This is a genomic window from Vogesella perlucida, from assembly GCF_979366545.1.
The window spans coordinates 242527-267653 of sequence record NZ_CEETRO010000003.1; the positions used below are offsets into that span (position 1 = coordinate 242527).

Genomic DNA, 25127 nt, shown 5'->3' on the forward strand with positions numbered 1-25127 from the left:
CTTTTCTCAGCGCTTGGGCGCGTTACGGGTAAATTCGATAACCTGCCTGCCGTCGGGCAGGATGGTCGGTTTTTTCTTTGGCTCACCTTTCCAGGCGTGGCCGTACAGCACTTCGTAGGTGGCCGGCAGCTGGCCGTGCTGGCGGCGCTGCTCGTAGGCGTCTACCACGCGCTGCCAGGCGTGCTTGCCCATCAGGCCACGGCCACGGCCGGCGGTGGCGTTGTGCGCGCCGATGGCCTTCAGGTCGTGCATGACATCGCGGGCCGTATCGTAGGTAAGTACGATTTTTTCCATGTCCATCACCGGCTCGCTGAACTGTGATGCCATCAGCGCATCGCCCAGATCGTGCATGTCGATAAACTGGTTCACGTGGGTGGCACCGTCGGCCTGGCCAAAGGCCTGGCGCAGCTCGTACAGCGTGTCCGGCCCCAGAGTGGCAAACATCAGCATGCCGCCCGGCTTGAGCACGCGCTGAAACTCGGCAAACACCTGGTCCGGCACGTTCACCCACTGGATAGCCAGGCTGGACCAGATCATGTCCACGCTGTTATCGGCCAGCGGCAGGCGCTCGATGTCGGCACACAGCTGCCACGGGTTTTGCGGCTTGAACAGGCGCGACAGCATGCCTTGCCCGGCGCGCTGTTTTTCGCGCGAGGCCGCCAGCATGGCGTGCGCCAGGTCCAGCTCCAGCACGCGCGCGTCCGGGTAGCGCTGGCGCAGGGCGGCGCTGGCGTAGCCGGTACCGCTACCTGCGTCCAGCACCACTTGCGGTTGCAGCTTGATGTAGTCCAGGCGCTCGGCCATGCGGTCGCATACTTCGCGCTGCAGCACGGCGGCCGAGTCGTAGCTGGCGGCGGCTCGCTCGAACGAGGCGCGGACGCGGGATTTGTCGGTGTAAAACGCTTCGCTCATGCGTGTTGTTCCAGGTGGTGGCGCAGGTGGTCGATAAACACGTTCTCATGCGACAAGAACGGCGCATGCGAGGCCTGGGCAAATTCGTACAGGGTAGCATCCGGCAGGGCATCGGCCAGCCAGCGGCCAGCACCTATCGGCGTAATCGCGTCACGCGCACCGAAGAACAGCCCTGCAGGACAATGAATATCCGCGGCAAGTTCCCGCGCATCCGCCGCCAGCAGGCAGTCTAGCGCCGGCAGCAGGCCCTGCGGGCGGCCGTGCGAGAACAGCTGCGCCTTGAGGTCGGCCAGCGTTTGCCGCGCCGCCGGTGCGCCCAGCATCTGTAGCGCCAGAAAGCGCTCCAGCGTGAGCTCGAAGGCAGTGTCCAGGCTGGCGCCCACACCCTCGATGGCGCTGCGCTGCTGCGCATGCGGCCAACTGTCGTCACGGACAAAGCGCGGGCTGGTGGCAATCAACGCCAGGCTTTTTACCTGCGCCGGGTAGCGCGCCGCCCAGTGCTGGGCAATGAGGCCGCCCAGCGACCAGCCCACCACGTGTACCGGCAGCACAAAGTGCTCGGCCAGCGTGGCGGCAATGGCGTCGGGGTGAAAGTGGTCGACAGCGGCGCTGGCGCCGTGGCCGGGCAGGTCGACGCAGTGCACACAAAAATCGGTGGCCAGGTTGGCCGCAACGCGGTCGAATACGCCACCGTGCAGGCCCCAGCCGTGCAGCAGCACCACATCCGGGCCGCGACCGTGGGTTTCAATAAACAGGCTCATGGAACAGCCAAGTGGGGGCAAAGGCGTATTTTCGCAATAAGCGCGGCGGAAAGATACCGCCGCGCTTATTGGCATCGCCGTATTGCAGCGTTGCGGCCTAGGCGCTGCGCGCCAGCTCGGCCGGCATGCCGGCCAGGCGCATCCAGTCCAGTTCGGACGCGGGTGCCGGACGGGCAAAATAGTAGCCCTGCAGGCGGGGGCAACCCAGCTCGCGCAGAGCGCGTACCTGGACTTCGGTTTCCACGCCTTCGGCCACCACCTCCATGCCCAGCGCCTCGGCCAACGCCACGATGGCACGGACAATGGCGATGGATTCTTCCTGGCAGTGCACCTCGCGCACAAAGGCCTGGTCGATCTTGAGCACGTCGAAATGGTAGCGGTGCAGGTAGGACAGCGCCGAGTAGCCGGTGCCGAAGTCGTCCAGCGCCAGGCAGATGCCGTGGGTCTTGAGCTGGCGCATCACCTCGATAGCGACGTCGGGCACGTCGATCAGCGCGCTCTCGGTCACTTCCAGGTGCAAGGTACCCGGCGGCAGCTGGTGCTCGCGGATCAGGCGCAGCATCCAGTCCACCAGCTTGGTGTCGTGGAAGTGGGCACTGGACAGGTTGATGTGCAGGCACACTTCGTGGGTGATGGTGCCATCGGCGTACCAGGCGGCCAGCTGGGCGCAGGCGCGCTCGATCATGTAGCGGTCCAGCTTGAGGATGAGCCCGCTTTCCTCTGCCATCGGCAGGAAGACGCCAGGGGCGATCATGCCCAGCTGGGGGTGGTGCCAGCGTACCAGGGTTTCGAAACCGGCCAGGCGGCCGCTATGGCTGTCCACAATGGCCTGATAGTACGGTACCAGCTCGCCACCGTTGGTCAGGGCATGGCGCAGCTCGGCTTCCAGCGCCAGCTGGTCGGCCTGGTTGCAGCGCAGGGCGTGGTTGAACAGGGTGTAACCGTGGCGGCCATTCTGCTTGGTGCGGTACATGGCGTGGTCGGCGTCGCGCAGCAGGTCTTCGGCGCGGCTGTAGTGCTCTTTGCTGGCCAGTACCACGCCCACGCTCACCGTGGAGAATACCTCGCGCCCGGATAGCACAAAGGGGCGCTCGAAGGCGGCCACCAGGTCACGCGCTACCTGCTCGCACTCGGCCATATCGTCTACCGAGGCCAGCAGCACGGCGTATTCGTCGCCGCCCAGGCGCGCCATGAAGTCGCCAAAGCGCAGGCTCTGGCGCACACGCTGCCCGGCTTCGATCAGCAGCTGGTCACCGATGAGGTGGCCCAGGGTGTCGTTCACCAGCTTGAAGCGGTCCAGGTCGATCAACAGTACGGCAAAGCGCTGCTCGGGCGCCAGCTGGAAGTGGTCCCAGCTGCGCTTGAGCACGCGCGAGAAATGGTTGCGGTTGGGTAGCTTGGTAACCGGGTCGTGCAGGCTGTCGTGCTGCAGCTGGGCGTTGGCCGCATCCAGCGCGTCGCTACGCTCGCGTACACGCTGCTCCAGGTCGACATAGGCACGCTGCAGGTCGTCCAGCGCCTGCACGCGGGCCAGGGCGCTGCCGATATGGTTGGCCACAAACTCCAGGATTTCCTGGTCGCGCCAGCTATAGCGCGTGTCTTCCTGATAGCTCTGTACCGATAGCACGCCGCGCAGCATATTGCCGCTGTACAGCGGCACGCCCAGCCAGCTGTGTGGCGGGCTGCCGCCATCATGTTGCATGCCGAACAGCGGGTGGCTGTGCATGTCTGCCAGCAGCAGCGGGCGGCCGCTATGCAGCACCTGCTCTACCGGGCCACGCCCGGGCGAGCGCGGGGACAGCTCGGCCAGACGCAGGTCGGAGCAATACGGAAAGCTCAGCTCGTCGCGGCTCTGGTCGTACAGCGCCACCATGCAGTTGCTGGCATCGATAAATTCGGACAGCAGGCGATGCAGGCCGACAAAGAAGGCTTCCATCGACAGGCTGGTATTGGATAGCTCGGCAATGCGGAACAGCATGTGCTGCAGCTGCTCGCTGCGCTGGCGCTCTACGACTTCGGCGCGCAGCCGCGCGTTGATGCCTTCCAGCTCGCTGGTGCGCTGCCATACTTGCTGCTCCAGGTGGGCGCGATAAAGCAGGCGGTCCAGTGCGCAAGAAATGTGGTGCCCCACGTACAGAAAGGTGGATTCATCTGCCAGCGCAGGCGTATAGGCGGGGTCATAACCCTGAATGACCACCGCGCCCATCACCTTGCCCGCACCGCTGACCAGCGGCATGCCCATCCACCAATGCGGCTGTGTGCCCATGAAGCGGATGCGCTCGCGCTGGCACAGCACGCGCACTTCGTCGCCCTTGAGCAGCAAAAAGTGGTTTTCGCGAATCAGCCAGGCCGTCAGCGAGGCGCTGGGGCCGCGCAGCGGGTAGGCGCGGCCAACGTCTGGCGGCTCGCGGTCCAGCTGGTCAACAAAATAAGGGAAGCGGATCTGCCCGGCTTCTTCGTCAAACAGGGCAATGTAGAAGTTGTCGGCCGGCATCAGGCGGCTGACTGCGCGGTGCATGCGCGGCAGGAAGTCGTCCACGCTATCGGCGTGGTTGGCCAGACGGCTGATTTCCAGCAGGGTTTCGTGGGTGGTGCGGGCGATGGCCAGCTCGCCACGCATGCTGCCTGCCACCAGGTGGCCCGATAGCAGTACCGCCAGGCGCCGGGTAAGCTCGTCGGCCTCGCGCGCGCCGTGCCACAGCAGCCAGCCCAGTGGCTGGCCGGGGCTACCCAGCGGGTGGCACTGTACCGGGGCCTGCCAGGACAGCTCGCCCGACAATGCCGTAGGCACTGGCAAGCCAGTGCAATCGCCCCGGCTGGCAAGGCATTGCCAGACGGTTCCCGGTTTTCCCCAAACTGCTGCACCTTCAGGAGCCTGCAAGCGGAACAGAAAGTCCAGTGCCGCTTCGGCAGCTTCTTCTGGTGTAAACAGAAAATCAGCCGTACTGTTCATACAGTCTTTATTGACCCACTCGTCATCATTAGCGCGCGGTGGCTATTATTCTCGTGTGGTCTTACTGCTTGGCACTTTGGGCGGCCGCTTTATCGCGCTACCTGCTGTAGCGCAGCCAACAACGCCGCCAAATCGCCTGCGGTATGACCCGCCGACAAGGAAACGCGCAGTCTTGCCGTTCCTGCCGGTACCGTGGGAGGCCGAATGGCTGGTATCCACACACCCTGCTCGCGCAGGGCGGCAGCCATTCCTACCGCAGCCTCGTTATTGCCAATAATAATCGCTTGAATTGGCGAACGGGAAGAGAGCAATCGCAAAGATTTATCCTGCATAAATTGTCTTAATGTCAAAATATGCTGCTGCACTTGCTCCCGCCGCCAGCCCTCCTGCTGCATCACCTGCAAACTGGCCAGAATGGCCGCCGCCTGCGCAGGCGGATGCGCCGTGGTGAAAATATACGTCCGTGCGGTATTGACCAGCCACTGCACCAAAGCATGGCTTCCGGCCACAAAGGCCCCCGCTACCCCGGCAGCCTTGCCCAGCGTGGCCATGTACACCACGCGCGGGTGGTGCAAGGCGTATTCCACCAGTGCACCACGCCCCTCGCCCAGCAGGCCAAAACCGTGGGCATCGTCCAGATAGAGCCAGGCGTCGTAACGCTCGGCCAGGGCGAGCAGCTCGCGCAGCGGGGCTTCGTCGCCATCCATGCTGTACACCGCGTCTACCGCAATAAGCCGTGTTCGGGCTGGGGTTTTTTGCAACAGTGCTTCCAGATGGGCGAGATCACCGTGGCGAAACCGTTGAAAATCGGCCCGCGATAGCACGCAGGCGTCATTGAGCGACGCGTGGTTGAGCTTATCGGCAAACACCGCATCGCCACGGCCCACCAGGCTGGTGATCACCCCCAGGTTGGCCGCATAGCCGGAGCCGAACACCAGCGCAGCCTCGCAGCCTACCCAGTCGGCAAGCGCCGCTTCGGCCTGCTGCTGGATGGCAAAGTGGCCGGCCACCAGCTCGGAGGCCCCGGCGCCCACGCCCCATTGCTCGATAGCCTGTTGCATGGCGGTTTTCAGCGCGGGGTGGTTGGCCAGGCCCAGGTAGTCGTTGCTGGCAAAGGCCAGGTAATCGCGGCCATCGATGGTGACGCGTGGCCCTTGCGGGCTGTGCAGCGCGTGGCGCTGGCGCAAACGGTGCTCTGCCGCCAGCGCGGCCAGGGCGGGTTCAAGCTGGTCTGGGTGCATGCGGCCAACCTTTCTGCAAGATCATGAAAAAGAGCACCGGCGTCGTGCACGGTGCTCTGCATTTAACCAGACGGTCAGGCGGGGTTACAGTGGCTGCAGGCCCAGCTTGTCCATCAGGGCGCGGTCTGCGTCCACATCCGGGTTGCCGGTGGTGAGCAGCTTGTCGCCGTAGAAAATGGAGTTGGCACCGGCCAGGAAGCACAGCGCCTGCATGGCTTCCGGCATCTCGCGACGGCCAGCAGACAGGCGCACGTAGCTCTTGGGCATGGTGAGGCGCGCCACGGCGATGGTACGCACGAATTCGGTCCAGTCCAGCGCGTCGGCATCGTCCAGCGGGGTGCCGCTGACCTTGACCAGGTTATTCACCGGCACGGATTCCGGCTGCGGCTCCAGGTTGGCCAGCTGCAGGATCAGGCCGGCGCGCTGCTCGCGGGTTTCGTTCAGGCCCACAATGCCGCCACAGCATACCGACAGCCCGGCACCACGTACCTTGCCCAGTGTGTCCAGGCGGTCTTCGTACTCGCGGGTCTGGATAATGTCGGCGTATTTGTCCGGCGCGGTATCCAGATTATGGTTGTAGAAGTCCAGGCCAGCGTCTTTTAGCTTTTCGGCCTGGCCGTCTTTCAGCAAGCCGAAGGTGGCACAGGTTTGCAGGCCCAGGGCTTTCACCTGTTGCACCATGTCCAGGGTTTTTTCCAGGTCGGCATCTTTCGGGCCACGCCAGGCGGCGCCCATACAGAAACGGCCCGCACCGTTAGCTTTGGCGTTACGCGCCGCCGCCACCACCTCGTCCACGGTCATCATCGGCTGGTTTTCTACCGGGGTATCGTGGTGTACCGACTGCGGGCAGTAGCCGCAGTCTTCCGGACAGCCGCCGGTCTTGATGGAGATCAGTGTGGACAGCTGCACACGGCTGGGGTCAAAGTGCTGGCGGTGTACCTCGGCAGCACGGAATACCAGCTCCATGAACGGCAGGTCGTACAGCGCCTCGATCTCGGCCTGCGACCACAGCGTGGTTTCCGGGTGCGGCGTAGCAGGGCGGGTGAATTGGATGGTGGCCTGGCTCATGGTGGGCAATCGCTCGTCATTAGAGTAAAAACATGAAACGAATCTTGCGGGAGCCAGCCCATGCTGTCAAACCTGTGCAGACACATAATTGACAGCTGCCCATTATTTGAGCAGCACTGCCAGCTATGCGGCCAACGTGCCACCCGCCACGGCCTATGCCCGCCCTGCCACCAGCAGCTGCCGTGGCGCCTGGGCCATCGCTGCCCGGTATGCCAGGCCCCCGCCGCCAGCGCCCAGGCCCCCTGCGGCGATTGCCAGGGCAAGCACCCCGCCTTCGCCCACCTGTATAGCGCCTACGATTACGACTACCCGCTGGAAGGCCTGATCAGATGCTGCAAATACGCCCCGGCACCCGCGCTGCAGGGCGTGCTGGCCAGCCTGATGCCACAAGCCCTGGCACGCCTGCCGTGCGGCGCAGACCGCCCTCTGCCAGACCTGATCATCCCGGTACCGCTGGCGGCGGCCAGGCTACACGAGCGGGGCTTTAACCTGCCCGATGCCCTGGCGCGCGCGCTGGCTGATACAATGCGCGTCCGATTTGACGACCAGCTGTGTTGGCGCAAACGCAACACAGCGCAGCAAGCCGAGCTGAACCGCCGCGAAAGGCTGAAGAATGTGCGCGATGCATTCGGCGTAAAACGCCGCTGTGACGGGCTTCACATTGCCATTGTGGACGATGTCGCCAGCACTGGCGCCACCCTGCACTCCCTGGCCAAAACCCTGAGAAAATCAGGGGCAAAACAGGTAGATGCCTGGGTGCTGGCCAGGGCCATTGCTCGTCATGCTTGACCAACCTGTTGATTCATTGGAATATTCGACCCGCAACGATGTTTACCGTTGTTCTCTACCAGCCGGAAATACCGCCTAATACAGGCAATATTATTCGACTCTGTGCCAACACCGGCTGTGAATTGCACTTGGTCAAACCGCTAGGTTTTCCGCTTGAGGACGCCAAACTGAAGCGCGCCGGGCTCGATTATCACGAGTACGCACGCATGGTGGTTCACGAGAACTGGGAAGCCTGTCTGGCCCATCTGGCTGGCCGCAGAATCTTTGCTGCCACCACCAAAGGTGCCACGCGGCACGACCACATCGCCTTCCAACCCGGCGATGTATTGCTTTTCGGCCCCGAATCCCGCGGCTTGCCAGCAGATGTTCTGGCAACCCTGCCAACGGAACAGCGGGTTAGGCTGCCCATGCAGCCCGAATCGCGCAGCTTGAATCTCTCCAACGCCGTCGCCGTGCTCGTATTCGAAGCCTGGCGCCAGCATGGTTTTGCCGGAGGGATTTAGCAATTCACGGTTGGCACAACAGCATAAGGAGAGGTCATGAAACCTTTTTACCGATGGCTGTGGCTCGTGTGTGCCAGCATTTTTCTGGTAGCTTGTACCACTGTCAGGCCGGCAACTGCGACGCAGTCTGCCAAGGCCAATGTGAAGAAACCGGGCAGCAATACTGGGGCTTTTTTCCAGAATGACGGCCCGGCAGACCGGATTCCGGTCAATCTGGACCTGGTGCCAGATGCCATCCCGCAATCGGAACCGCTGATTGCTTCGGCCAACAAACCGTACTCGGCGCTGGGCATGAGTTTCCGCCCGGACCCCTCCGAGAAGCCTTATCGCCAGACTGGCAAGGCCTCGTGGTACGGCAAGCAGTTTCATGGTCGCAAGACCAGTTCTGGCGAGCGCTACGATATGTTCGCCATGACGGCAGCGCACCCTACGCTCCCCATCCCGAGCTATGCCCGGGTAACCAATGTGAAGAATGGCGAATCCGTCATTGTGCGCATTAACGACCGCGGCCCGTTCCACAAGAGCCGCCTGATGGACCTGAGCTACGCCGCAGCCCATAAGCTGAATATCGTGCGTAGCGGTTTTGGCAGCGTGGTAGTAGAGCGCGTGTTTCCGGTAGAAGGCAGTGACCGTATTGCCACCAAGCCGGCCACGCTGCAAAAGCCGGACAACAACGGCGAGCCCTACTTTCTGCAACTGGGTGCCTACGACCGCCTGGCCACCGCCGAAGCCCAGCTCAAGCAGCTGATTCGCGACGAGGCCAGTAGCTATAACGACAAGCTGGCCATCGTGAACCAGCAGGGTTTGTACCGTGTCCGCATCGGCCCCTTCCATGAAGACGACGATGCCATCCAGGCCGCGCTGGCGCTGGATGTACCACCGGTGATTACCCGCTAGGCTGGTTGCTGGCTACAAACAAAACGCGAGGCATCTGCCTCGCGTTTTTTATTGCCGCACCCGGCTTAGTCCTGCTTGGCAGGCACCTTGCAGGTGTTGATGCCGAAGATGGCATAGGGTGGGCACCAGCCCATCAGGCCGGTGGCCAGCGGTACCAGACCCAACAGCGCCCACGGGGTTTGCGGGCCGACAAATGCCAGGGCAGTTATGCCCAAGCCAGCGACGATGCGGATAACACGTTCTGTACTGCCGATATTGCGTTGAAACATGATGGCCACCTGTTGATGAGATAATAATCAATATATTATTAAATATATTGAAAAACAATATCAGATAAACAAGCACATCATAAAAACGCCCCGCTGTACCCTGGCTGCCACAGGGATACCGCTGTGCATCCTGCACGCGGCACACCACCCAAAACAAAACACCCCTGTGCGCCCGGCGCAAAGGGGTGTTTTGTTTGCCCTGGCAGCCTGTTGGCTGCGGGGTCTTACTCGGCCAGCTGGGCCAGTAGCTCGGCCTGTTGCTCGGCCACCAGCGCGTCGGTCAGCTCGTACAGGTCGCCGTCCATGGCGTAGTCCAGCTTGTACAGCGTCAGGTTGATGCGGTGGTCGGTAATGCGGCCTTGCGGGTAGTTATAAGTGCGGATGCGCTCGGAGCGGTCGCCAGAGCCGATCAGGCTCTTGCGCTCGGCGGCTTCCTTCTGGTTTTTCTCGCGCAGCTGGATATCGTAGATACGCGCGGCCAACACCTGCATGGCGCTGGCCTTGTTGGCGTGCTGCGAGCGGCCGTCCTGGCACTCGGCCACAATGCCGGTAGGCAAGTGGGTAATGCGCACAGCGGAGTCGGTTTTGTTGATGTGCTGGCCACCCGCGCCGCTGGCACGGTAGGTATCGATACGCAGGTCGGCCGGGTTCAGCACCACCTCGGCGATCTCGTCGGCCTCGGGCATTACCGCCACGGTGCAGGCACTGGTATGGATACGGCCCTGGGTTTCTGTGGCGGGCACGCGCTGCACGCGGTGGCCGCCGGACTCGAACTTCAGGCGCGAGTAAGCGCCCTGGCCGATCAGGCGCACGATCACCTCTTTGTAGCCGCCCAGGTCAGACTCGCTGGCGGACACGATCTCGGCCTGCCAGCGGTTACGCTCGGCAAAGCGGGTGTACATGCGCAGCAGGTCGCCAGCAAACAGCGCGGCCTCGTCGCCGCCAGTGCCGGCGCGAATTTCCAGGAAGATGTTCTTGTCGTCGTTCGGGTCTTTGGGCAGCAGCAGCTTTTGCAGCTCCACGTCCAGCGCAGCCAGCTTGTCTTTGGCTGCCGCGATTTCTTCCTGGGCAAACTCTTTCATGTCCGGGTCGTCCAGCAGCTCGCTGGCGGTAGCCACGTCGGCTTCGCACTGGCGGTAGGCGTTGAACGCCTCTACCACCGGGGTCAGCTCGGCGTGCTCGCGCGTGAGCTTGCGGAAGGCATCCATATTGGACGTGGCGTTTTCTGCTGCCAGCAGGTGGGTAACCTCTTCCAGCCGTTCTACCAGCTGGGCGAGTTTGGCCGCGATCGACGGTTTCATTACTGCTCCGGGTGTAAGCGATACAAACGCGCGATCAGCTCGACCTGCGCGTCGTGCGCCGCGCCGCTGCCGCTAGACAGCGCCTGCGTCGGCGGGTGCATCAGTTTGTTGGTGAGCTGTAGCGACAGGGCTTCCAGCACTTTTTCGGGGTTGTCGCCACGCGACAGCTGTTTCATGGCTGCCTCCAGCGCGTGGCGGCGAATGCGCTCGCTTTCGTCGCGCAGGGCGCGGATCAGCGGTACCGACTCGCGGCGTTTCAGCCAGTCGGTAAATTCGGCGACGCGGTGGCCAATGATCAGCTCGGCCTCTTCTGCCGCCTGGTTACGCGCCTGGTGGCCTACTTCCACAATGCCGGCGATATCGTCCACCGTGTACAGGTACACGTCGTCCATACGGCCAACTTCGGCCTCGATATCGCGCGGTACGGCCAGGTCCAGCATGAAGATGGGGCGGTGGCGACGCGCCTTGATGGCGCGCTCTACCATGCCTTTGCCGATAATCGGCAGCTGGCTGGCGGTGGAGCTGACCACCACGTCGTAGCGCTGCAGCTGGTCTGGCAGCTCGGACAGGGTGATGGCGTTACCGCCGAACTGCGCGGCCAGGCGTTGGCCGCGCTCCAGCGTGCGGTTGGCCACGGTAATTTGCGCCGGCTGGCGGGCGGCAAAATGGGTGGCCACCAGCTCGATCATCTCGCCGGCACCGATAAACAGCACGTTCAGCCCGGCCACGCTGGCAAAAATCTGCTCGGCCAGCTTCACACCCGCTGCGGCCATAGACACCGAGCTGGCGCCTACCGCCGTCTGGCTGCGTACGTCTTTCGCCACCGAGAAGGTTTTCTGGAACAGGCCGTTGAGCAGGCTGCCCAGCGTACCGGCGCGCTCGGCTACGCGTACCGCGTCCTTGATCTGGCCCAGAATCTGCGTTTCGCCCAGCACCATGGAATCCAGGCCCGAGGCCACGCGGAAAGCATGGCGGGCGGTCTCCGGCGCATCCAGCAGGTACAGGTAGGGCCGCACCTCGTCCAGTGTCAGGCCGTGGTAGCCGGCCAGCCAACGCAGGGCGTCTTCCGGGCGCTGCGTGGCGCAGTACAGCTCGGTGCGGTTACAGGTGGACACAATGGTGGCTTCCCGCGCGGCTTGCGAATCCACCAGCTGCGCCAGCGCATCCGGCAGGGTTTCTGCAGGAAAGGCCAGCCGCTCGCGTATCGACAAGGGCGCGGTGTGGTGGTTGAGTCCGATGGCTACCAGCTGCATGGTGGCGAGGAAAAATCCGCTTTGGGAAACGGGCTATTCTAGCCGAAAACCCGGCGCGGGGCAGCGCGGCTGGCCACGATCAGCGTTGATCGTGGCCAAAACATGGCCGGAAAACTCAGGCCCGCGCCAGATGGGCCGCGTGAAAGCGCAGCTGCGCCTCGATAAAGCTGGCCACAAAGTAGTAGCTGTGGTCGTAGCCCTCATGGCGGTGTAGCTGCAGCGGGTAGCCGCTGTGTGCGGCGGCCGCTTCCAGCGCCTGCGGCTGCAGCTGGCTATCGATAAAGCCATCCGCCAGCCCCACGTCCACGCGGCACGGCAGCGCCGTGGCAGGGTTGGCCGCCGCCATCAGTACACTGGCGTCCCACGCCTGCCAGGCGGCGCTATCGTCGCCCAGGTAGGCGGTAAACGCCTTCTGCCCCCACGGCACGTTCACCGGGTTGGCAATGGGGCTGAACGCCGATACCGACACATAATCCTGCGGCCGTTTCAGCGCACACAGCAGCGCGCCGTGGCCACCCATGCTGTGGCCGGCAATGGCCGCGGGGCCAAAGTCAAAATGGGCCGCCAGCAGCGCGGGCAGCTCCTGGCTGATGTAGTCGTACATGCGGTAGTGCGCGGCCCACGGCGCCTGGGTGGCGTTCAGGTAAAAGCCCGCGCCCTGTCCCAGGTCGTAGGCCGGGTCGTCGGCGACGCTGCTACCGCGCGGGCTGGTATCTGGTGCCACAATGGCCATGCCCAGCTCCGCGGCCACGCGCTGCGCGCCAGCTTTTTGCATGAAGTTTTCGTCGCTGCAGGTCAAGCCGGACAGCCAGTACAGCAGCGGCACGCGCGCGCCGGCTAGCGCTGCCGGCGGCAGGTACACGGCAAAACGCATGCTGCAGCCCAGTACCGCCGAGGCATGGGTGTACTGGCGGTGCTCGCCGCCAAAGCTACGGTTGCAGCTGATCTGTTCGATGGTCATGGTGGTTTCCTGACGGCGGCCAACCCGGGGCTGGCCGCATGGTGGTAAGTTACTTGTAATGCACGACGCTACGGATGCTCTTGCCTTCGTGCATCAGGTCAAAGGCGGTGTTGATGTCGTCCAGTGGCATGGTATGGGTGATGAAGTCGTCCAGGCGGAACTCGCCCTTCAGGTAGCGTTCAACAAAGTGCGGCAGCTCGGAGCGGCCACGCACGCCGCCAAAGGCCGAACCGCGCCATACGCGGCCGGTCACCAGCTGGAACGGACGGGTGCTGATTTCCTGACCCGCGCCGGCCACGCCGATAATCACCGACTCGCCCCAGCCCTTGTGGCAGCATTCCAGCGCCGAACGCATCACGTTCACATTGCCGATGCACTCGAACGAGAAGTCCACGCCGCCGTCGGTCATTGCCACGATTACGTCGTGAATCGGCTTGTCAAAGTGCTGCGGGTTGATCACGTCGGTAGCGCCCAGCTTCTGCGCCAGCGCGAATTTGCTCTCGTTGATATCAATACCGATGATGCGGCTGGCACCGGCCATGCGCGCACCGATGATGGCCGACAGACCAATGCCGCCCAGGCCGAAGATGGCCACGGTATCGCCCGCTTTCACCTTGGCGGTGTTCATTACCGCGCCCATGCCGGTGGTGACGCCGCAGCCCAGCAGGCACACTTCTTCCAGCGGGGCCGCCGGGTTCACCTTGGCCAGCGAGATTTCCGGCAGCACGGTGTACTCGGCAAAGGTGGAGGTGCCCATGTAGTGGTAAATCGGCTGGCCGTCTTTGGAGAAGCGCGTGGTGCAGTCCGGCATCAGGCCCTTGCCCTGGGTGGCGCGAATCTTCTGGCACAGGTTGGTCTTGCCCGATTTGCAGAACTTGCACTCGCCGCATTCCGGCGTGTACAGCGGAATCACGTGGTCACCCACCGCCACGCTGGTCACGCCCTCGCCTACCGACTCCACAATGCCGGCGCCTTCGTGGCCCAGAATGCACGGGAAGATGCCTTCCGGGTCATCGCCAGACAGCGTGAAAGCGTCGGTGTGGCACACGCCGGTAGCCACCAGCTTCACGCGCACTTCGCCCGCTTGCGGCGGCATCACTTGCACGTCTTCGATCGTCAGCGGCTGGCCGGCAGCCCAGGCAACGGCGGCTTTACAGGTGATGGTGGTGGCAGTCATGGTGGTTTCCGTCAGTAAAAAGGTTGGCCGCATTGTATTAGGCTTTGATTGCGGGATAATCCACCCTATCGGCAAATGATTTTTTACAGGGTGCAACAATGCTGGCATGGGAAGGGGTGTGCGAATTTGCCGCCGTGGCGGAACACGGCAGCTTTACCCGCGCCGCGCAGGCGCTGGGGCTGTCGGTATCGCAGGTGAGCCGCCAGCTGACGCGGCTGGAAGCGCGGCTGGGCACCCAGCTGCTGTACCGCAGTACCCGCCACGTCACGCTCACCGACACCGGCCAGCTCTACCTGCAGCACTGCCGCCAGTTGCTGGACTCGCTGGGCGAGGCCGAGCGCGCGGTGTCGCAGCACCTGTCCACGCCGCAAGGCAGCCTGAAAGTGACCGCGCCGCTGGCCTACGGCGAAAGCCATATCGCGCCGCTGCTGCTGCAGTTCGGCCAGCGCTACCCGGCGCTGGACATCAAGCTGCAGCTCAGCAACGAGGTGCTGGACCTGGTGCACGACGGCTACGACCTGGCCATCCGCATCGGCCAGCTGGCCGATTCCAGCCTGATCGCGCGCCGGCTGGCCGGCCGCCACCTGCATATTTGCGCCGCACCGGCCTACCTGGCGGCGCACGGCTCGCCGCACACCCTGGCCGCGCTGGAGCAGCACAACTGCCTGCTGGGCAGCCACGAGCACTGGTTTATCGGCGAACACGGCAAGCGCCGCCCGCTGCGGGTACACGGCCGCCTGCGCTGCAACAGCGGCCACGCACTGACCCAGGCGGCGCTGGCCGGCCACGGCATCGTGCAGCTGCCCGATTATTACGTGGCCGCGCACCTGGCCAGCGGCGCGCTACAAGCGCTGCTGACCGCCTGGCAGCCGCCGGAAGAAGGCATCTGGGCGCTGTACCCGCACAACCGCCAGCTATCGCCCAAGGTGCGCATGCTGGTGGATTTCCTGGCCGACAGGCTGGGCCTGCCGGCGGCCACCGGCGTATGATGGCGGCCAACCCCGTGCGGCGCCAACGCCGCCCTCATGCCTGTGGAGCCCGACCATGTCGCTGAACCTCGCCGATATCCGCCTCGAATACAGCAAGAAAGAACTGTCGCCCGACGATTGCCTGCCGGACGCGGTAGCCCAGTTTGAAGTGTGGCTGAACGAAGCCATCGCCTCGCAGGTGCACGAACCCACCGCCATGCACATCGCCACCGTAGACGATAGCGGCCGCCCGTCGGCGCGCATCGTACTGCTCAAGGGCGTGGAAAACGGCCAACTTGTGTTCTACACCAACTACCTCAGCCGCAAGGGTCGCCAGCTGGCGGCCAACCCCTATGTGGCGGTGACCTTCTTCTGGCCGGAGCTGGAACGCCAGGTACGCATCGAAGGCCGCGTGGCGCAAGTGGCGCCCGAGGTGTCCGACGCCTACTTTGCCAGCCGCCCCTACACCAGCCGCATCGGTGCCTGGGCCAGCGAGCAAAGCACGGAAATCGACAGCAAAACCGTGCTGGTGACCCGCGCGGCCAGCTTTGGCCTGAAACACCCGCTATCGGTACCGCGCCCGCCACACTGGGGCGGCTACGCCATCGTGCCGGACCGCATCGAATTCTGGCAGGGCCGCCCCAGCCGCCTGCACGACCGCGTGCTGTACACGCTGGCGGGCGACGCCAGCTGGGCGCGCAGCCGCCTGGCCCCCTGAAACCCCCCGTTGGCCGCACCCTGCGGCCAACCTTGATGGCGATACCACCATGCTTAACAACGACATCCTGCGCAGCGTGCGCTTTATCCTGAACATCAGCGACAAGCGCATGCTGGCCATCCTGCAGCACGTCGAGCCCTACGCCGACGACGACTTTGCCGCACTACTGAAAAAAGATGAAGAAGACGGCTTTGCCAGCTGCAGCGACGAGCTGCTGTCGTCCTTTCTGGACGGCCTGATCATCGAGCGCCGCGGCCGCCGCGACGACGCCCCGCTGCCGCCACCGGCGCTGCGCCTGAACAATAACGACATCCTGAAAAAGCTGCGCGTGGCCTTCGAGCTCAAACAGGAAGACATCGAGGCCCTGATCGCGCGCACCGGCTTTAGCGTCTCCAGCGCCGAAGTAGGCGCGCTGTTCCGCAAGCCCGGCCACAAGAACTACCGCGTCTGCGGCGACCAGTTCCTGCGCTACCTGCTCAAAGGCCTGGCCATGAAGCATCGCCCGGACATGGCGCACAAAACGGGGGCATGATGCTGCCACTGCGTTGTCTGTTTGCCTTCCACGGCGCTGCCGGCAGCCTGCTGGAAATCAAGCGTCTGGACCAGCCGGTGGGCAGCCCGCCCGGCCAGGTGTATAGGGTCTGTTAACGCTATTTTTGATGCGGCGGCGCTTGTCAGGCGGTGGCAATGCGCGAAAAACCGGGCGCAGCAGGGCGCGATCCCTGCCAGCACGGTTTAACAAAGCAGTGCCCCGCAGCAAGAAAAGTGTTAACAGGCCCTGCTGGCTATGGCAACCAGCCGCCAGCCACGGCTGGCAGCGGCTGGATTTCGCCGCCATGCAAACCGAGCCGGTGCAATACCGCCGCTTTGCCCAGGGCGAGCTGTGGTTCGACGCCAGCCAGGCACGGCTGCAGCTGGCCGATGGCGAACACATACTAGCGGCCGGCGAGCCTGATAGCTGGCACGCCAGCGTCAGCGAATGGCTGGCGGCGCAAGCCTGACACCCGCCCGCAACGCGCACCCGCTGGCCCAGGCCGCTCACGCCCCTCGTCAGCGCGCCTACCCTGCTGCATGATGCGGCCAACCTGCCAGGAGCCCGCCATGTCTACCCTGCCGCTGTACATTTTTCGTAGCCTGCAACGCCAGCGCCTGGCGCGTGTGCCGGTGCTGTCCACCCTGCTGGTGGCCGTCGAACACGGCGAAAAGCAGCTGCTTACCCGCCACGGCAGCTGGCACTGCCCGCCCGGCAGCTGGCTGGTGATCCCCGGCGGGCAGGAGGTGGACATCATCAACCAGCCAGATCACCACGGTTACCGCGCCTGGACGCTGGTGCAACCGCAGCACTGGCTGCAACGCCTGCTGGCGCAATACGGCAGCCAGCTGCCGGCACCGCCGTGGCAGGAAACCACCCCCGTGTTCCGCCCCCACACCGACGCCGTCGCCGCCTTGCAACAGCTGCAAACCCTGCTGCCGCAAGTCGAGGCCGGCACGCTGGGCGAAGCCCGCGCTGAGCACGCCTGGCAGGGCCTGATGCTGGCGCTGGCCGCCGCAAGGCAGGGCGCCGACCTGTTCCGCCAGCCGCGGCAGGATGTACGGGCACAGATCCAGAGCCTGCTGGCCTTTGACCCCGCCCGCGACTGGCAGGCTAGCGATATCGCCCGCCACCTGGCCATGAGCCCGGCCACGCTGCGGCGCAGGTTGGCCGCAGAGCACACCTCGTTTTCCACCCTGCTGGGCGAGGTGCGCATGGAGCGGGCGCTGGGCTTGGTCAATAGCGGCAACCAGCCGCTGGCAGACGTCGCTGCGGCTTGTGGTTATCTGTCGCCATCGCGTTTTACTGCTGCCTTCCGCCAGCGCTTTGGCGTGACCCCCAGCCAGCTGCGCCAGCAGCGCGATGTGGCGGCCTGAGCAACTTGAGCGTTTCGGCACAGCCCGTGGTGCCCACCGGCGCGCCAGCCCCCTGCAGGGCTGCCACACTGGCCAGGCTATTCCCTACCTGGAGACACCTGATGAAAACCCTGCTGCTTACCACCCTGCTGGCCTGCGCCAGCCTGCCTGCCACGGCCTTTGACCTGAGCAGCCCGCAGCTGCGCGACGGCCAGGCCATGAGCAAGGCCCAAGAGTTCAACGGCTTTGGCTGCGACGGCGGCAATGTATCCCCCGCGCTGGCGTGGAAAAATGCGCCGGCCGGCACGCAAAGCTACGCCGTCACCGTATACGACCCGGACGCGCCCACCGGCAGCGGCTGGTGGCACTGGCTGGTTTTCAACCTGCCCGCCACCACCCAGGGCCTGCAGGCCAGTGCCGGTAACGACGCCACGCTGCTACCGCCCGGTGCCCTGCAAAGCCGCACCGACTTTGGCCAGCCCGGCTTTGGCGGTGCCTGCCCGCCGCCTGGCCACGGCAAGCACCGCTATATCTTTACCGTGCACGCGCTGAAAGTGCCGCGCCTGGATTTGCCAGCCGACGCCAGCCCGGCACTGGTGGGCTATATGCTGTGGGCCAACGGCCTGGGCAAGGCCAGCTTCACCGCCACCTACCAGCGCTGACACGCGGGGCGGGCTGGCGGCGGCAGGCACCGTCGCGGTCCGGTTTTACCGGGCCAGGCCACATGCGCCGTTGAATCCGCAGCCCGCCCGTTTGCAACACCCCGCCTGTTTGCACTGCAAACAGGCGGGGTGTTGCCTATCAAGCTCGCCAGAGCGGGCTTGACAGTGCCGCCACCGGCCACGCAGCATGCCGCCATGTTTGCGCCCGGAGCTGCCATGACCCGCCCCACCCTGCACCCTGATACGCTGGCCGTCCGCGCTGGCGAAGACCCGTTCCGCCCGCACGACGCGCTTGCCGTACCGGTGGAGTTTGCCATTGCTCACGGCTACCCCGATGTGGCCAGCTGGGAACAGGTGGCCCGTGGTGACGCGCCCGGCCCGCTGTACAGCCGCAATACCGCACAGCCGGCCACGCTGGCGCTGGAAGCCAGGTTGGCCGCACTGGAAGGCGCCGAGGCTGCGGTAGCCTTTAGCAGCGGCATGGCCGCCATCAGCAGCACCCTGCTGGCGCTGCTGCACCCCGGCGCGCGCGTTGTAGCCGGCAAGGACACCTACGGCGGCAGCCATTACCTGTTCCAGCACACACTGCCGCATTGGGGCGTGCAGGTGACGCTGTGCGATACCACCGACGCCGAGGCCTTTGCCGCCGCCATGGCACAGGGCTGCGACCTGCTCTATCTGGAATCGCCCACCAACCCGATGCTGAAAGTGCAGGACATCCGCCAGCTGGCCGCCGCCGGCCACGCGGCGGGGGCGGTGGTGGTGATCGACAATACGTTTGCCACGCCAGTGAACCAGCAGCCGCTCACACTGGGTGCCGACCTGGTACTGCATAGCGCCACCAAGTTTCTGGGCGGCCACGCCGACGCCATGGGCGGCGTGGCCTGCGGCAGCCGGGCACTCACCGACAAGCTGCGCCACTACCGCGAGATCCACGGCGCCTGCCTGGACCCGATGAGCGCGTTTCTGATCCTGCGCGGCATCAAGACGCTGGCGCTGCGCATGCGCCAGCACAACGCCAACGCGCTGGCGCTGGCGCAGTGGCTGCACACCCACCCGGCAGTAGCGCAGGTGAACTACCCCGGCCTGCCCAGCCACCCGCAACACGCGCTGGCGGCCAGCCAGATGCAGGGCTTTGGCGGCGTGCTGAGCTTCGAGCTAGCCGGTGGCTTTGCAGCCGTACAGGCCATGCTGCCGCGCTGCCAACTGCTGATCCGCGCCGCTACGCTGGGCTCGGTAGACACCCTGCTGGGCATCCCCAGCACCACCAGCCATGTGGAATGCAGCGAAGCCGAACGCGTGGCGCTGGGCATTCCGGGCGGGCTGGTACGCTGTTCGGTCGGCATAGAAGACGTGCGCGACATCATCGCCGACCTGGCGCAGGCGCTGGGGTGAGCGGCGGGGAGGCTGCGGCCAACCCTGGCCGCCCGTGGTACCTGTACCTGTTGCACTGCCGCGGCGGCAGCCTGTACACCGGCATTACCACGGATGTCGACAAGCGCTACGCGGCGCACGCTGCCGGCAAGGGTGCGCGCTACACGCGCAGCTTTCCACCGGAGCGCATTGCGCTGGTGCTGGCTTTTGCCAGCAAAGGGGAGGCGTTGGCCGCAGAGCATGCGGTAAAAGCCATGAGCGCGGCACAAAAGCGCGCCTGGCTGGCTGCGCACACGGTATGACAACCCTGCTCAGGCGTCGATATGGACTAGCTGCTGATACAGGGGAAAGTGTAAAAACTGCTGTAGTGGCATAGCGGGGGAAAACAGGTAACCTTGCGCCAGGTCGACACCCAGCTCGCGCACGCGCGCCAGATCGTGCCGGGTCTCGGTGCCCTCGGCTACCACCCGCGCACCGCTACGGTGTGCGACCTCTACCGCCAGGGCAATGAAGCTGCGCGATTTGCGGTTGTCGATGGTGGCAATCAGCGACTGCTCCAGCTTGACCTCGGCAAAGGCAAACTGCGTCAGCAGCATCAGGGTGGAATAACCCACACCAAAATCATCCAGCGACAAACACACCCCTGCCTGCACCAGCAGCGCCATGTTTTGCTCTACCTGTGGCATCTGCAGCACGTCGGACCACTCCACTACCTCCAAACACAGCGCGCTGCCGGGCACATTGTGCTGCTGTAGCAGCATATTCACCTGCAGGCCAAAATCAGCCTTGCACAGCGACTCGGCAGACACATTGACCGAAATGCAGCAGCCCGGAAAGCGCGACAATACCTGTGGCAAGACCCCTACCACGGCACAGAGAGATACCCACTCGAATTCGGCCAAACGCCCGCGCTGGCGAAACAGGGAGATGGCGCGCATGGCGGCTACCGGCTGGCCAAAAGCATCGTGCAGGCGCAATAGCGCCTCGCCCCCCGCCAGCTGTCCATCCTGCAGCCTGACCTTGGGCTGGTAGGCCAGCGGCATGCTGGCCGGATCTACCAGCCAGGCATCCAGTGCCAACTCGATATAGCCGTCCAGCACCGCATCGCGGCGCAGCAGGTCGTTGAAATACGCCACCCCCGCATCGTGTGCATTCAGCGCCAGGGTGATATTGCGATACGGCAGGCCGTCCTCGCCCTGCTGGTAGTCGTTGTCCAGCTCCACCACCGCGCAGCGGAAGACCGGGCTGAAGCTGTGCCAGTCGGCAGATATGTCTTGTGACAGCTGCTGCAAAAAGGCTTCGACTTCGCCACTGTGCTCCAGGTCGACCAGCTGTGCGCCACGCAGCACGATAGCCAGCGAAAAATCACCATACTGGAACACCCGCGGCTGGTAGCAGCGGATAGCCTGCATCGCCGGCATGGCGTGTTCTATGTCGTTCACCCTGCCCCACAGCCGGCTGCCGTTCTGCAAGCCATAGCGCAGCAAAAAATCGCGCAGATTGCTGAGCTCCAACACCGCCAGGCAGCCGACACTGCGTACTCCCAACGCGTGCAAATCCGCCAGATACACCCCCAGCGCCTTGCGGTTGGGCAGGCCGGTCAGCGCGTCGGTGTGGCTAAGGTCGTATTCGCGCGTACGCTGCCGGTCTATCTGGGCGTCCAGCGCCACCATTTGCAGCGCCAGGTACAAAATCCCCAGCGACAAGGGCAACACCAGTAGCCGCAACACCACAAACTGCTCTACCAGGTCTGCCGCTACCGGGGTGATCTGCAGCGCCAACACCAGCCCCAGATAGGTAGCCACCACCCGGGCCAGCCAGATGTACAGCAAGGTGCGCCAGCGGAAACCCGCCAGCAGGGCCGGGTAACACCAGCGCCGCAGTAACAGGCCGGCCAGTACCGGGATAGCCGTATCAACCATGCTGCCCAGCAGGCGCTCTACGCCGGAAAACTGGTAACGCGCCAGGGTATTGAGCAGATAGCAGGCCAGGCCACCTGGCCCGCCCCCCAGCAGGCCGCTGAGCAACAGCAGGTCGGTACTCAGGTTCAACTTGACCGGGCCTTTCATCGAGCCGGAAACAAACCAGGCAATCACATAAATAGCCATACCCATGATCAGGCCCAGGTACGCCTCACGGTGTGCAATGGCGTACCCGCGGCTGCGTGTCAGTACCAGCATGGCGCCCAACATGCCAACGGCAGCAGCAGCCTGCAGCGCAAACAGCGGCAAGCTGCCAAGCGAAGACTGGAACAGCTCGGCAAAACGGGTGTGAGTCATGGCAAAGGGGCACGAAAATGATCTGTCATGTCTGCCAGCATAGTGCGCCCGGCATGGCCCCTATAAATCACTTCTTGGCGCAAGCGGGGAAAAGTGTGCCGTGCTACCCAGTGATTAGCCTGGCTAATCAGCTGCAACAGCCATGCTGGTTTGTCACGCAGGCCTGCGCGCGACACACTGCGGCCATTGCCAAAGGAGACACCATGACCGCGACCTTGCTCCCCTCTGCCCTGCTGCAGGGCCAGCCACTGCTGTGGCACAACCCCGCCAGACAGCCTGCCGCCCAGGCGCTGGCCACGCTCCCCTACGGCGCGGCCGATATCGCCGCCGCCATCGCCCGCTGGCAGCGTTTTGCGCCGCTCTTGGCACACTGCTTTCCCGATAGCGTGGCGGCCGATGGCCGCATCGATTCGCCGCTACTAACCCAGGCGGGCCCCGGCGCTACGGTGTGGGTCAAAGCCGACCACGCCCTGCCCGTTACCGCCTGCATCAAGGCCAGGGGCGGGGTATACGAGGTGTTGTGCCAGGCCGAAACCCTGGCCCGCCGCGCCGGCCTGCTAGCCGAAGGCAGTAACTACGCGCTACTGGCCGGCGATGCCGCGCGGGCGCTGTTTGCCCGCCATACCATTCTGGTGGGCAGTACCGGCAACCTGGGGTATAGCGTGGGCGTGATGGCGCGCGCGCTGGGCCTGCAAGTGGAAGTACACATGTCCAGCGACGCCAAAGCGTGGAAGAAAGACCGCCTGCGCGCCCTGGGTGCCCGCGTGGTAGAGCACGCCGGCGACTACGCAGCGGCAGTGGCCAGCGCCAGACTGTTGGCCGCAGCGGACCCGCAGGCTTATTTCATCGATGACGAAAGCTCGCTATTGCTGTTTTTTGGCTACGCCGCCGCCGCACACGACCTGAAAGCCCAGCTGGACACCGCCGGGCTGCAGCCTACCCCGGCCTGCCCGCTGCGGGTGTTCTTGCCCTGCGGCGTGGGCGGTGCCCCCGGCGGGGTGGCATTTGGCCTGAAGTGCCTGTACGGCGACGCGGTGCAGTGCGTGTTTGTGGAGCCGGTCGGCTCGCCCTGCTTCCTGCTGCGGCTGGCCAGCGGCGATGACGCGCTGTCGGTTTACGATATCGGCCTGGATAACCGTACGCTGGCCGATGGGCTGGCGGTGCCACGCGCCTCGGCCACGGTGGCTGGCCTGGTGCAACATCTGGTGGACGCTGTGGTCACGGTCAGCGACGACAGCCTGCTGGCCGAGGTGCGTCAGCAGTGGCAGCAGCACGGCTTGCGGCTGGAGCCCTCGGCTGCCGCGGGGTTTGTTGCGCAAAGGTTGGCCGCAAGCCAGTGGCCGCAGCAGGTGATCCCGCTGGTCTGGACCACTGGCGGCCATGGTTTGCCGGACGAGGTATTTCTGCCGCTGCTGGCCAGCTAGCTGCCTGCGGCCGGGTCAACCGCCAGCTCGGCAGCCAGCCAGGCGGCCAGCGCTGCCGCTGCGTCGCCCTGCCCGCCATACAGGGCGTAATAGCCCAGTAGTAGCGGCGGGGCGTCGTCACAGCGGCACAGGCTGCCTTCCTGCAAAGCGGCTGCCACCAGACGCTGGCGGCCCAGTGCCACCCCCTCGCCCGCCTGGGCGCTGCGATAAGCCAGCTGCGCCTGGTTGAAATGCCGCTCTGCCGGGCCACAACACACCGGGCGGCCGTGTGCGGCCAACCAGCGCGCCCATTCGCTGCCCGGGGCGCTACTGGTACCCCACGGGCTGTCATCGTGCAGCAATGCCAACCCGGTGCCGGCTTGTCTGACCGCCGGTGACAGCACAGGAAAGCCATACTCCGGCCAGTGCGGCACGCCCGTCTCTGGTGGCTGCGGCAGATAGCACAACCGTAGCTGCAAGGGGTCGGCAGGGTACTGCGGCGGCAGGGTATCGGCCTGCAGGTCGATCGCAATATCCGGATAGCAGCGGGAAAACTGCCCCAGCCGGGGCAAGAGCCAGCCCAGCGCCAGTGAAGGCGGCGCCACCAAGCGCAGCGTGATGGTGCCGGTCTGCACCGCCGCCAGGCCCTGGCCCAGCGCAGCAAAACCCTGCTGCGCGGCGGCGTACAGCTGTTCGCCCGCAGCGGTCAGCACAAAACCGCGTGGCCCGCGCTGCATCAGCACCAGACCCAGCCGCCCCTCCAGCCGCAACATGCGCTGGCTAACGGCGCCCTGGCTGATGGACAGCTGCGCCGCCGCACGGCGGAAGCCACCAGCCGCCGCGACGGCGTGAAAAAACCATAGGTCGGCTAGCAGGCTGGCATCGAGGCGGCGCGGCAGCATGGCAGCGGGCTCAGTAGGCGAAGCGTTCGCGCAGGTCTTCCAGGTTTAGCTCGCGCAGGATGGCTTCCTGGCGTTCGCGCGCGGCCTTTTTGCCCCCGCCGACTTTCTTGGCAATGATCAGCTCGTTTTTCATCGAGTGCTCCCAGCCCACCAGCTCGGTCACGGTCACCTGGTAGCCACGCGCCTCCAGCTGCAGGCAACGCAAGACGTTGGTGAGCTGGCTACCAAACTCGCGGGTGTGGATGGGGTGGCGCCACAGCTCGGACAGCGGGGTTTTGCCGAAGGTCTCGTTCTTTTTCTGGCGCAGTACGGCGGCCACTTCGGCCTGGCAGCACGGCACCAGCACGATATAGCGGGCGTCTTTGGCCAGCGCAAAGCGGATGGCGTCGTCGGTGGCGGTATTGCAGGCGTGCAGGGCGGTAATAATGTCCACCTGCGCCGGCAGCGCGTCCGAGGTAATGGACTGCTCGACGGTCAGGTTCAGGAACTGCATGCCATCGAAACCCAGGCGTGCCGCCAGCTCAACCGATTTATCCACCAGGTCCTGCCGTGTTTCCACGCCGTAAACGGTGGCACCGGCTTTGTCTTTCAGGAACAGGTCGTACAGGATGAAGCCCAGATAGGATTTACCGGCACCGTGGTCGGCCAGGCTCAGGCTGCCTTTTTGCGCCAGCACGTCGGCCATCAGCGGTTCGATGAACTGGTACAGGTGGTACACCTGCTTCAGTTTGCGGCGGGTGTCCTGGTTGATCTTGCCGTCGCGGGTCAGGATGTGCAGTTCTTTGAGCAGCTCGATCGACTGCTGCGGTTTGATTTCGGGGATCAGGCTCATGACGGCCTCCACAGATT

At 64.6% G+C, this 25127-nt stretch carries 25 protein-coding genes; 12 read left to right on the forward strand and 13 right to left on the reverse strand.

Annotation, left to right across the window (positions count from 1 at the left end):
* Positions 1-6 precede the first annotated feature (6 nt).
* From bioC to bioB, 5 genes are all read right to left on the reverse strand, one after another.
* Positions 7-912, reverse strand: coding sequence for a malonyl-ACP O-methyltransferase BioC (gene bioC / locus ACZ9XP_RS05995; RefSeq protein ID WP_465188146.1), 906 nt, complete (start codon positions 910-912; stop codon positions 7-9).
* Positions 909-1673 (reverse strand): pimeloyl-ACP methyl ester esterase BioH, encoded by a 765-nt coding sequence (gene bioH, locus ACZ9XP_RS06000; RefSeq protein ID WP_465188147.1) that lies wholly within the window; start codon positions 1671-1673, stop codon positions 909-911. The genes bioC and bioH overlap by 4 nt, the downstream gene beginning before the upstream one ends.
* A 97-nt stretch (positions 1674-1770) precedes the next feature.
* Positions 1771-4464, reverse strand: a complete 2694-nt coding sequence (locus ACZ9XP_RS06005) for a putative bifunctional diguanylate cyclase/phosphodiesterase (RefSeq protein WP_465188148.1) — start codon at positions 4462-4464, stop codon at positions 1771-1773.
* A gap of 251 nt (positions 4465-4715) precedes the next feature.
* Positions 4716-5867, reverse strand: a complete 1152-nt coding sequence (gene bioF, locus ACZ9XP_RS06010; protein ID WP_465188149.1) for an 8-amino-7-oxononanoate synthase — start codon at positions 5865-5867, stop codon at positions 4716-4718.
* Positions 5868-5951: 84 nt separating this feature from the next.
* Positions 5952-6935 carry a biotin synthase BioB gene (gene bioB, locus ACZ9XP_RS06015; RefSeq protein WP_147688165.1) on the reverse strand — a complete coding sequence of 328 codons (984 nt, stop codon included), beginning with the start codon at positions 6933-6935 and terminating at the stop codon, positions 5952-5954.
* A gap of 60 nt (positions 6936-6995) precedes the next feature.
* Here bioB and ACZ9XP_RS06020 point away from each other — a divergent pair, with 60 nt between their 5' ends.
* The 3 genes from ACZ9XP_RS06020 to ACZ9XP_RS06030 are packed head-to-tail and all read left to right on the forward strand — an operon-like array spanning position 6996 to position 9124.
* A complete protein-coding gene (locus ACZ9XP_RS06020) occupies positions 6996-7724 on the forward strand; it encodes a ComF family protein (protein WP_465188150.1) in 729 nt (242 codons plus the stop codon).
* A 38-nt stretch (positions 7725-7762) separates the two neighbouring features.
* Complete coding sequence (gene trmL / locus ACZ9XP_RS06025) at positions 7763-8227, forward strand: tRNA (uridine(34)/cytosine(34)/5-carboxymethylaminomethyluridine(34)-2'-O)-methyltransferase TrmL (RefSeq protein ID WP_147688275.1); 465 nt, start codon at positions 7763-7765, stop codon at positions 8225-8227.
* A 36-nt stretch (positions 8228-8263) separates the two neighbouring features.
* On the forward strand, positions 8264-9124 hold the full coding sequence (locus ACZ9XP_RS06030; protein WP_147688167.1) for a septal ring lytic transglycosylase RlpA family protein: 861 nt from the start codon (positions 8264-8266) through the stop codon (positions 9122-9124).
* Positions 9125-9189: 65 nt separating this feature from the next.
* Here the strand turns inward: ACZ9XP_RS06030 and ACZ9XP_RS06035 are convergent, their stop codons facing one another.
* From ACZ9XP_RS06035 to ACZ9XP_RS06055, 5 genes are all read right to left on the reverse strand, one after another.
* Positions 9190-9393: a YgaP family membrane protein gene (locus ACZ9XP_RS06035; RefSeq protein WP_147688168.1), complete on the reverse strand. Its 204-nt coding sequence runs from the start codon at positions 9391-9393 to the stop codon at positions 9190-9192.
* A gap of 224 nt (positions 9394-9617) precedes the next feature.
* Complete coding sequence (prfA, locus tag ACZ9XP_RS06040) at positions 9618-10694, reverse strand: peptide chain release factor 1 (RefSeq protein WP_017507504.1); 1077 nt, start codon at positions 10692-10694, stop codon at positions 9618-9620.
* On the reverse strand, positions 10694-11947 hold the full coding sequence (hemA, locus tag ACZ9XP_RS06045) for a glutamyl-tRNA reductase (RefSeq protein WP_147688169.1): 1254 nt from the start codon (positions 11945-11947) through the stop codon (positions 10694-10696). The genes prfA and hemA overlap by 1 nt, the downstream gene beginning before the upstream one ends.
* 115 nt (positions 11948-12062) lie before the next feature.
* Entirely contained in the window at positions 12063-12902 is an 840-nt protein-coding gene (gene fghA / locus ACZ9XP_RS06050) for an S-formylglutathione hydrolase (protein ID WP_465188187.1), read from the reverse strand.
* A 55-nt stretch (positions 12903-12957) separates the two neighbouring features.
* Positions 12958-14085: an S-(hydroxymethyl)glutathione dehydrogenase/class III alcohol dehydrogenase gene (locus tag ACZ9XP_RS06055; protein ID WP_465188151.1), complete on the reverse strand. Its 1128-nt coding sequence runs from the start codon at positions 14083-14085 to the stop codon at positions 12958-12960.
* A gap of 98 nt (positions 14086-14183) precedes the next feature.
* Between ACZ9XP_RS06055 and ACZ9XP_RS06060 the strand changes: the two genes are divergently transcribed.
* From ACZ9XP_RS06060 to ACZ9XP_RS06095, 8 genes are all read left to right on the forward strand, one after another.
* Positions 14184-15074, forward strand: coding sequence for a LysR substrate-binding domain-containing protein (locus ACZ9XP_RS06060; protein WP_465188152.1), 891 nt, complete (start codon positions 14184-14186; stop codon positions 15072-15074).
* A 55-nt stretch (positions 15075-15129) separates the two neighbouring features.
* Positions 15130-15771: a pyridoxamine 5'-phosphate oxidase gene (gene pdxH / locus ACZ9XP_RS06065; RefSeq protein WP_465188153.1), complete on the forward strand. Its 642-nt coding sequence runs from the start codon at positions 15130-15132 to the stop codon at positions 15769-15771.
* A gap of 49 nt (positions 15772-15820) precedes the next feature.
* Positions 15821-16303, forward strand: a complete 483-nt coding sequence (locus tag ACZ9XP_RS06070) for a DUF1456 family protein (protein WP_017507512.1) — start codon at positions 15821-15823, stop codon at positions 16301-16303.
* Between the two features lie 304 nt (positions 16304-16607).
* Positions 16608-16772: a hypothetical protein gene (locus ACZ9XP_RS06075; protein WP_465188154.1), complete on the forward strand. Its 165-nt coding sequence runs from the start codon at positions 16608-16610 to the stop codon at positions 16770-16772.
* A gap of 100 nt (positions 16773-16872) precedes the next feature.
* Entirely contained in the window at positions 16873-17679 is an 807-nt protein-coding gene (locus tag ACZ9XP_RS06080) for a helix-turn-helix transcriptional regulator (RefSeq protein ID WP_465188155.1), read from the forward strand.
* Between the two features lie 101 nt (positions 17680-17780).
* A complete protein-coding gene (locus tag ACZ9XP_RS06085) occupies positions 17781-18320 on the forward strand; it encodes a YbhB/YbcL family Raf kinase inhibitor-like protein (protein WP_465188156.1) in 540 nt (179 codons plus the stop codon).
* A 216-nt stretch (positions 18321-18536) separates the two neighbouring features.
* Positions 18537-19715 (forward strand): aminotransferase class I/II-fold pyridoxal phosphate-dependent enzyme, encoded by a 1179-nt coding sequence (locus ACZ9XP_RS06090; RefSeq protein WP_147688175.1) that lies wholly within the window; start codon positions 18537-18539, stop codon positions 19713-19715.
* The gene (locus tag ACZ9XP_RS06095; RefSeq protein WP_147688176.1) at positions 19712-19996 is read left to right on the forward strand and encodes a GIY-YIG nuclease family protein; all 285 of its coding nucleotides are present in this window, start codon (positions 19712-19714) and stop codon (positions 19994-19996) included. Before ACZ9XP_RS06090 ends, ACZ9XP_RS06095 begins: the two co-directional genes overlap by 4 nt.
* A 9-nt stretch (positions 19997-20005) precedes the next feature.
* On the opposite strand, the gene ACZ9XP_RS06100 is transcribed toward ACZ9XP_RS06095, so the two are convergent.
* On the reverse strand, positions 20006-21973 hold the full coding sequence (locus ACZ9XP_RS06100) for a GGDEF domain-containing phosphodiesterase (protein WP_147688177.1): 1968 nt from the start codon (positions 21971-21973) through the stop codon (positions 20006-20008).
* Between the two features lie 203 nt (positions 21974-22176).
* On the opposite strand from ACZ9XP_RS06100, the gene ACZ9XP_RS06105 reads away from it, so the two are divergent.
* Positions 22177-23397, forward strand: a complete 1221-nt coding sequence (locus tag ACZ9XP_RS06105; RefSeq protein ID WP_465188157.1) for a D-serine ammonia-lyase — start codon at positions 22177-22179, stop codon at positions 23395-23397.
* On the opposite strand, the gene ACZ9XP_RS06110 is transcribed toward ACZ9XP_RS06105, so the two are convergent.
* Complete coding sequence (locus ACZ9XP_RS06110; RefSeq protein ID WP_465188158.1) at positions 23394-24278, reverse strand: LysR family transcriptional regulator; 885 nt, start codon at positions 24276-24278, stop codon at positions 23394-23396. The two genes, ACZ9XP_RS06105 and ACZ9XP_RS06110, sit on opposite strands and share 4 nt — an antisense overlap.
* Before the next feature lie 10 nt (positions 24279-24288).
* Entirely contained in the window at positions 24289-25110 is an 822-nt protein-coding gene (locus tag ACZ9XP_RS06115) for a class I SAM-dependent methyltransferase (RefSeq protein ID WP_465188159.1), read from the reverse strand.
* Positions 25111-25127: the final 17 nt, after the last annotated feature.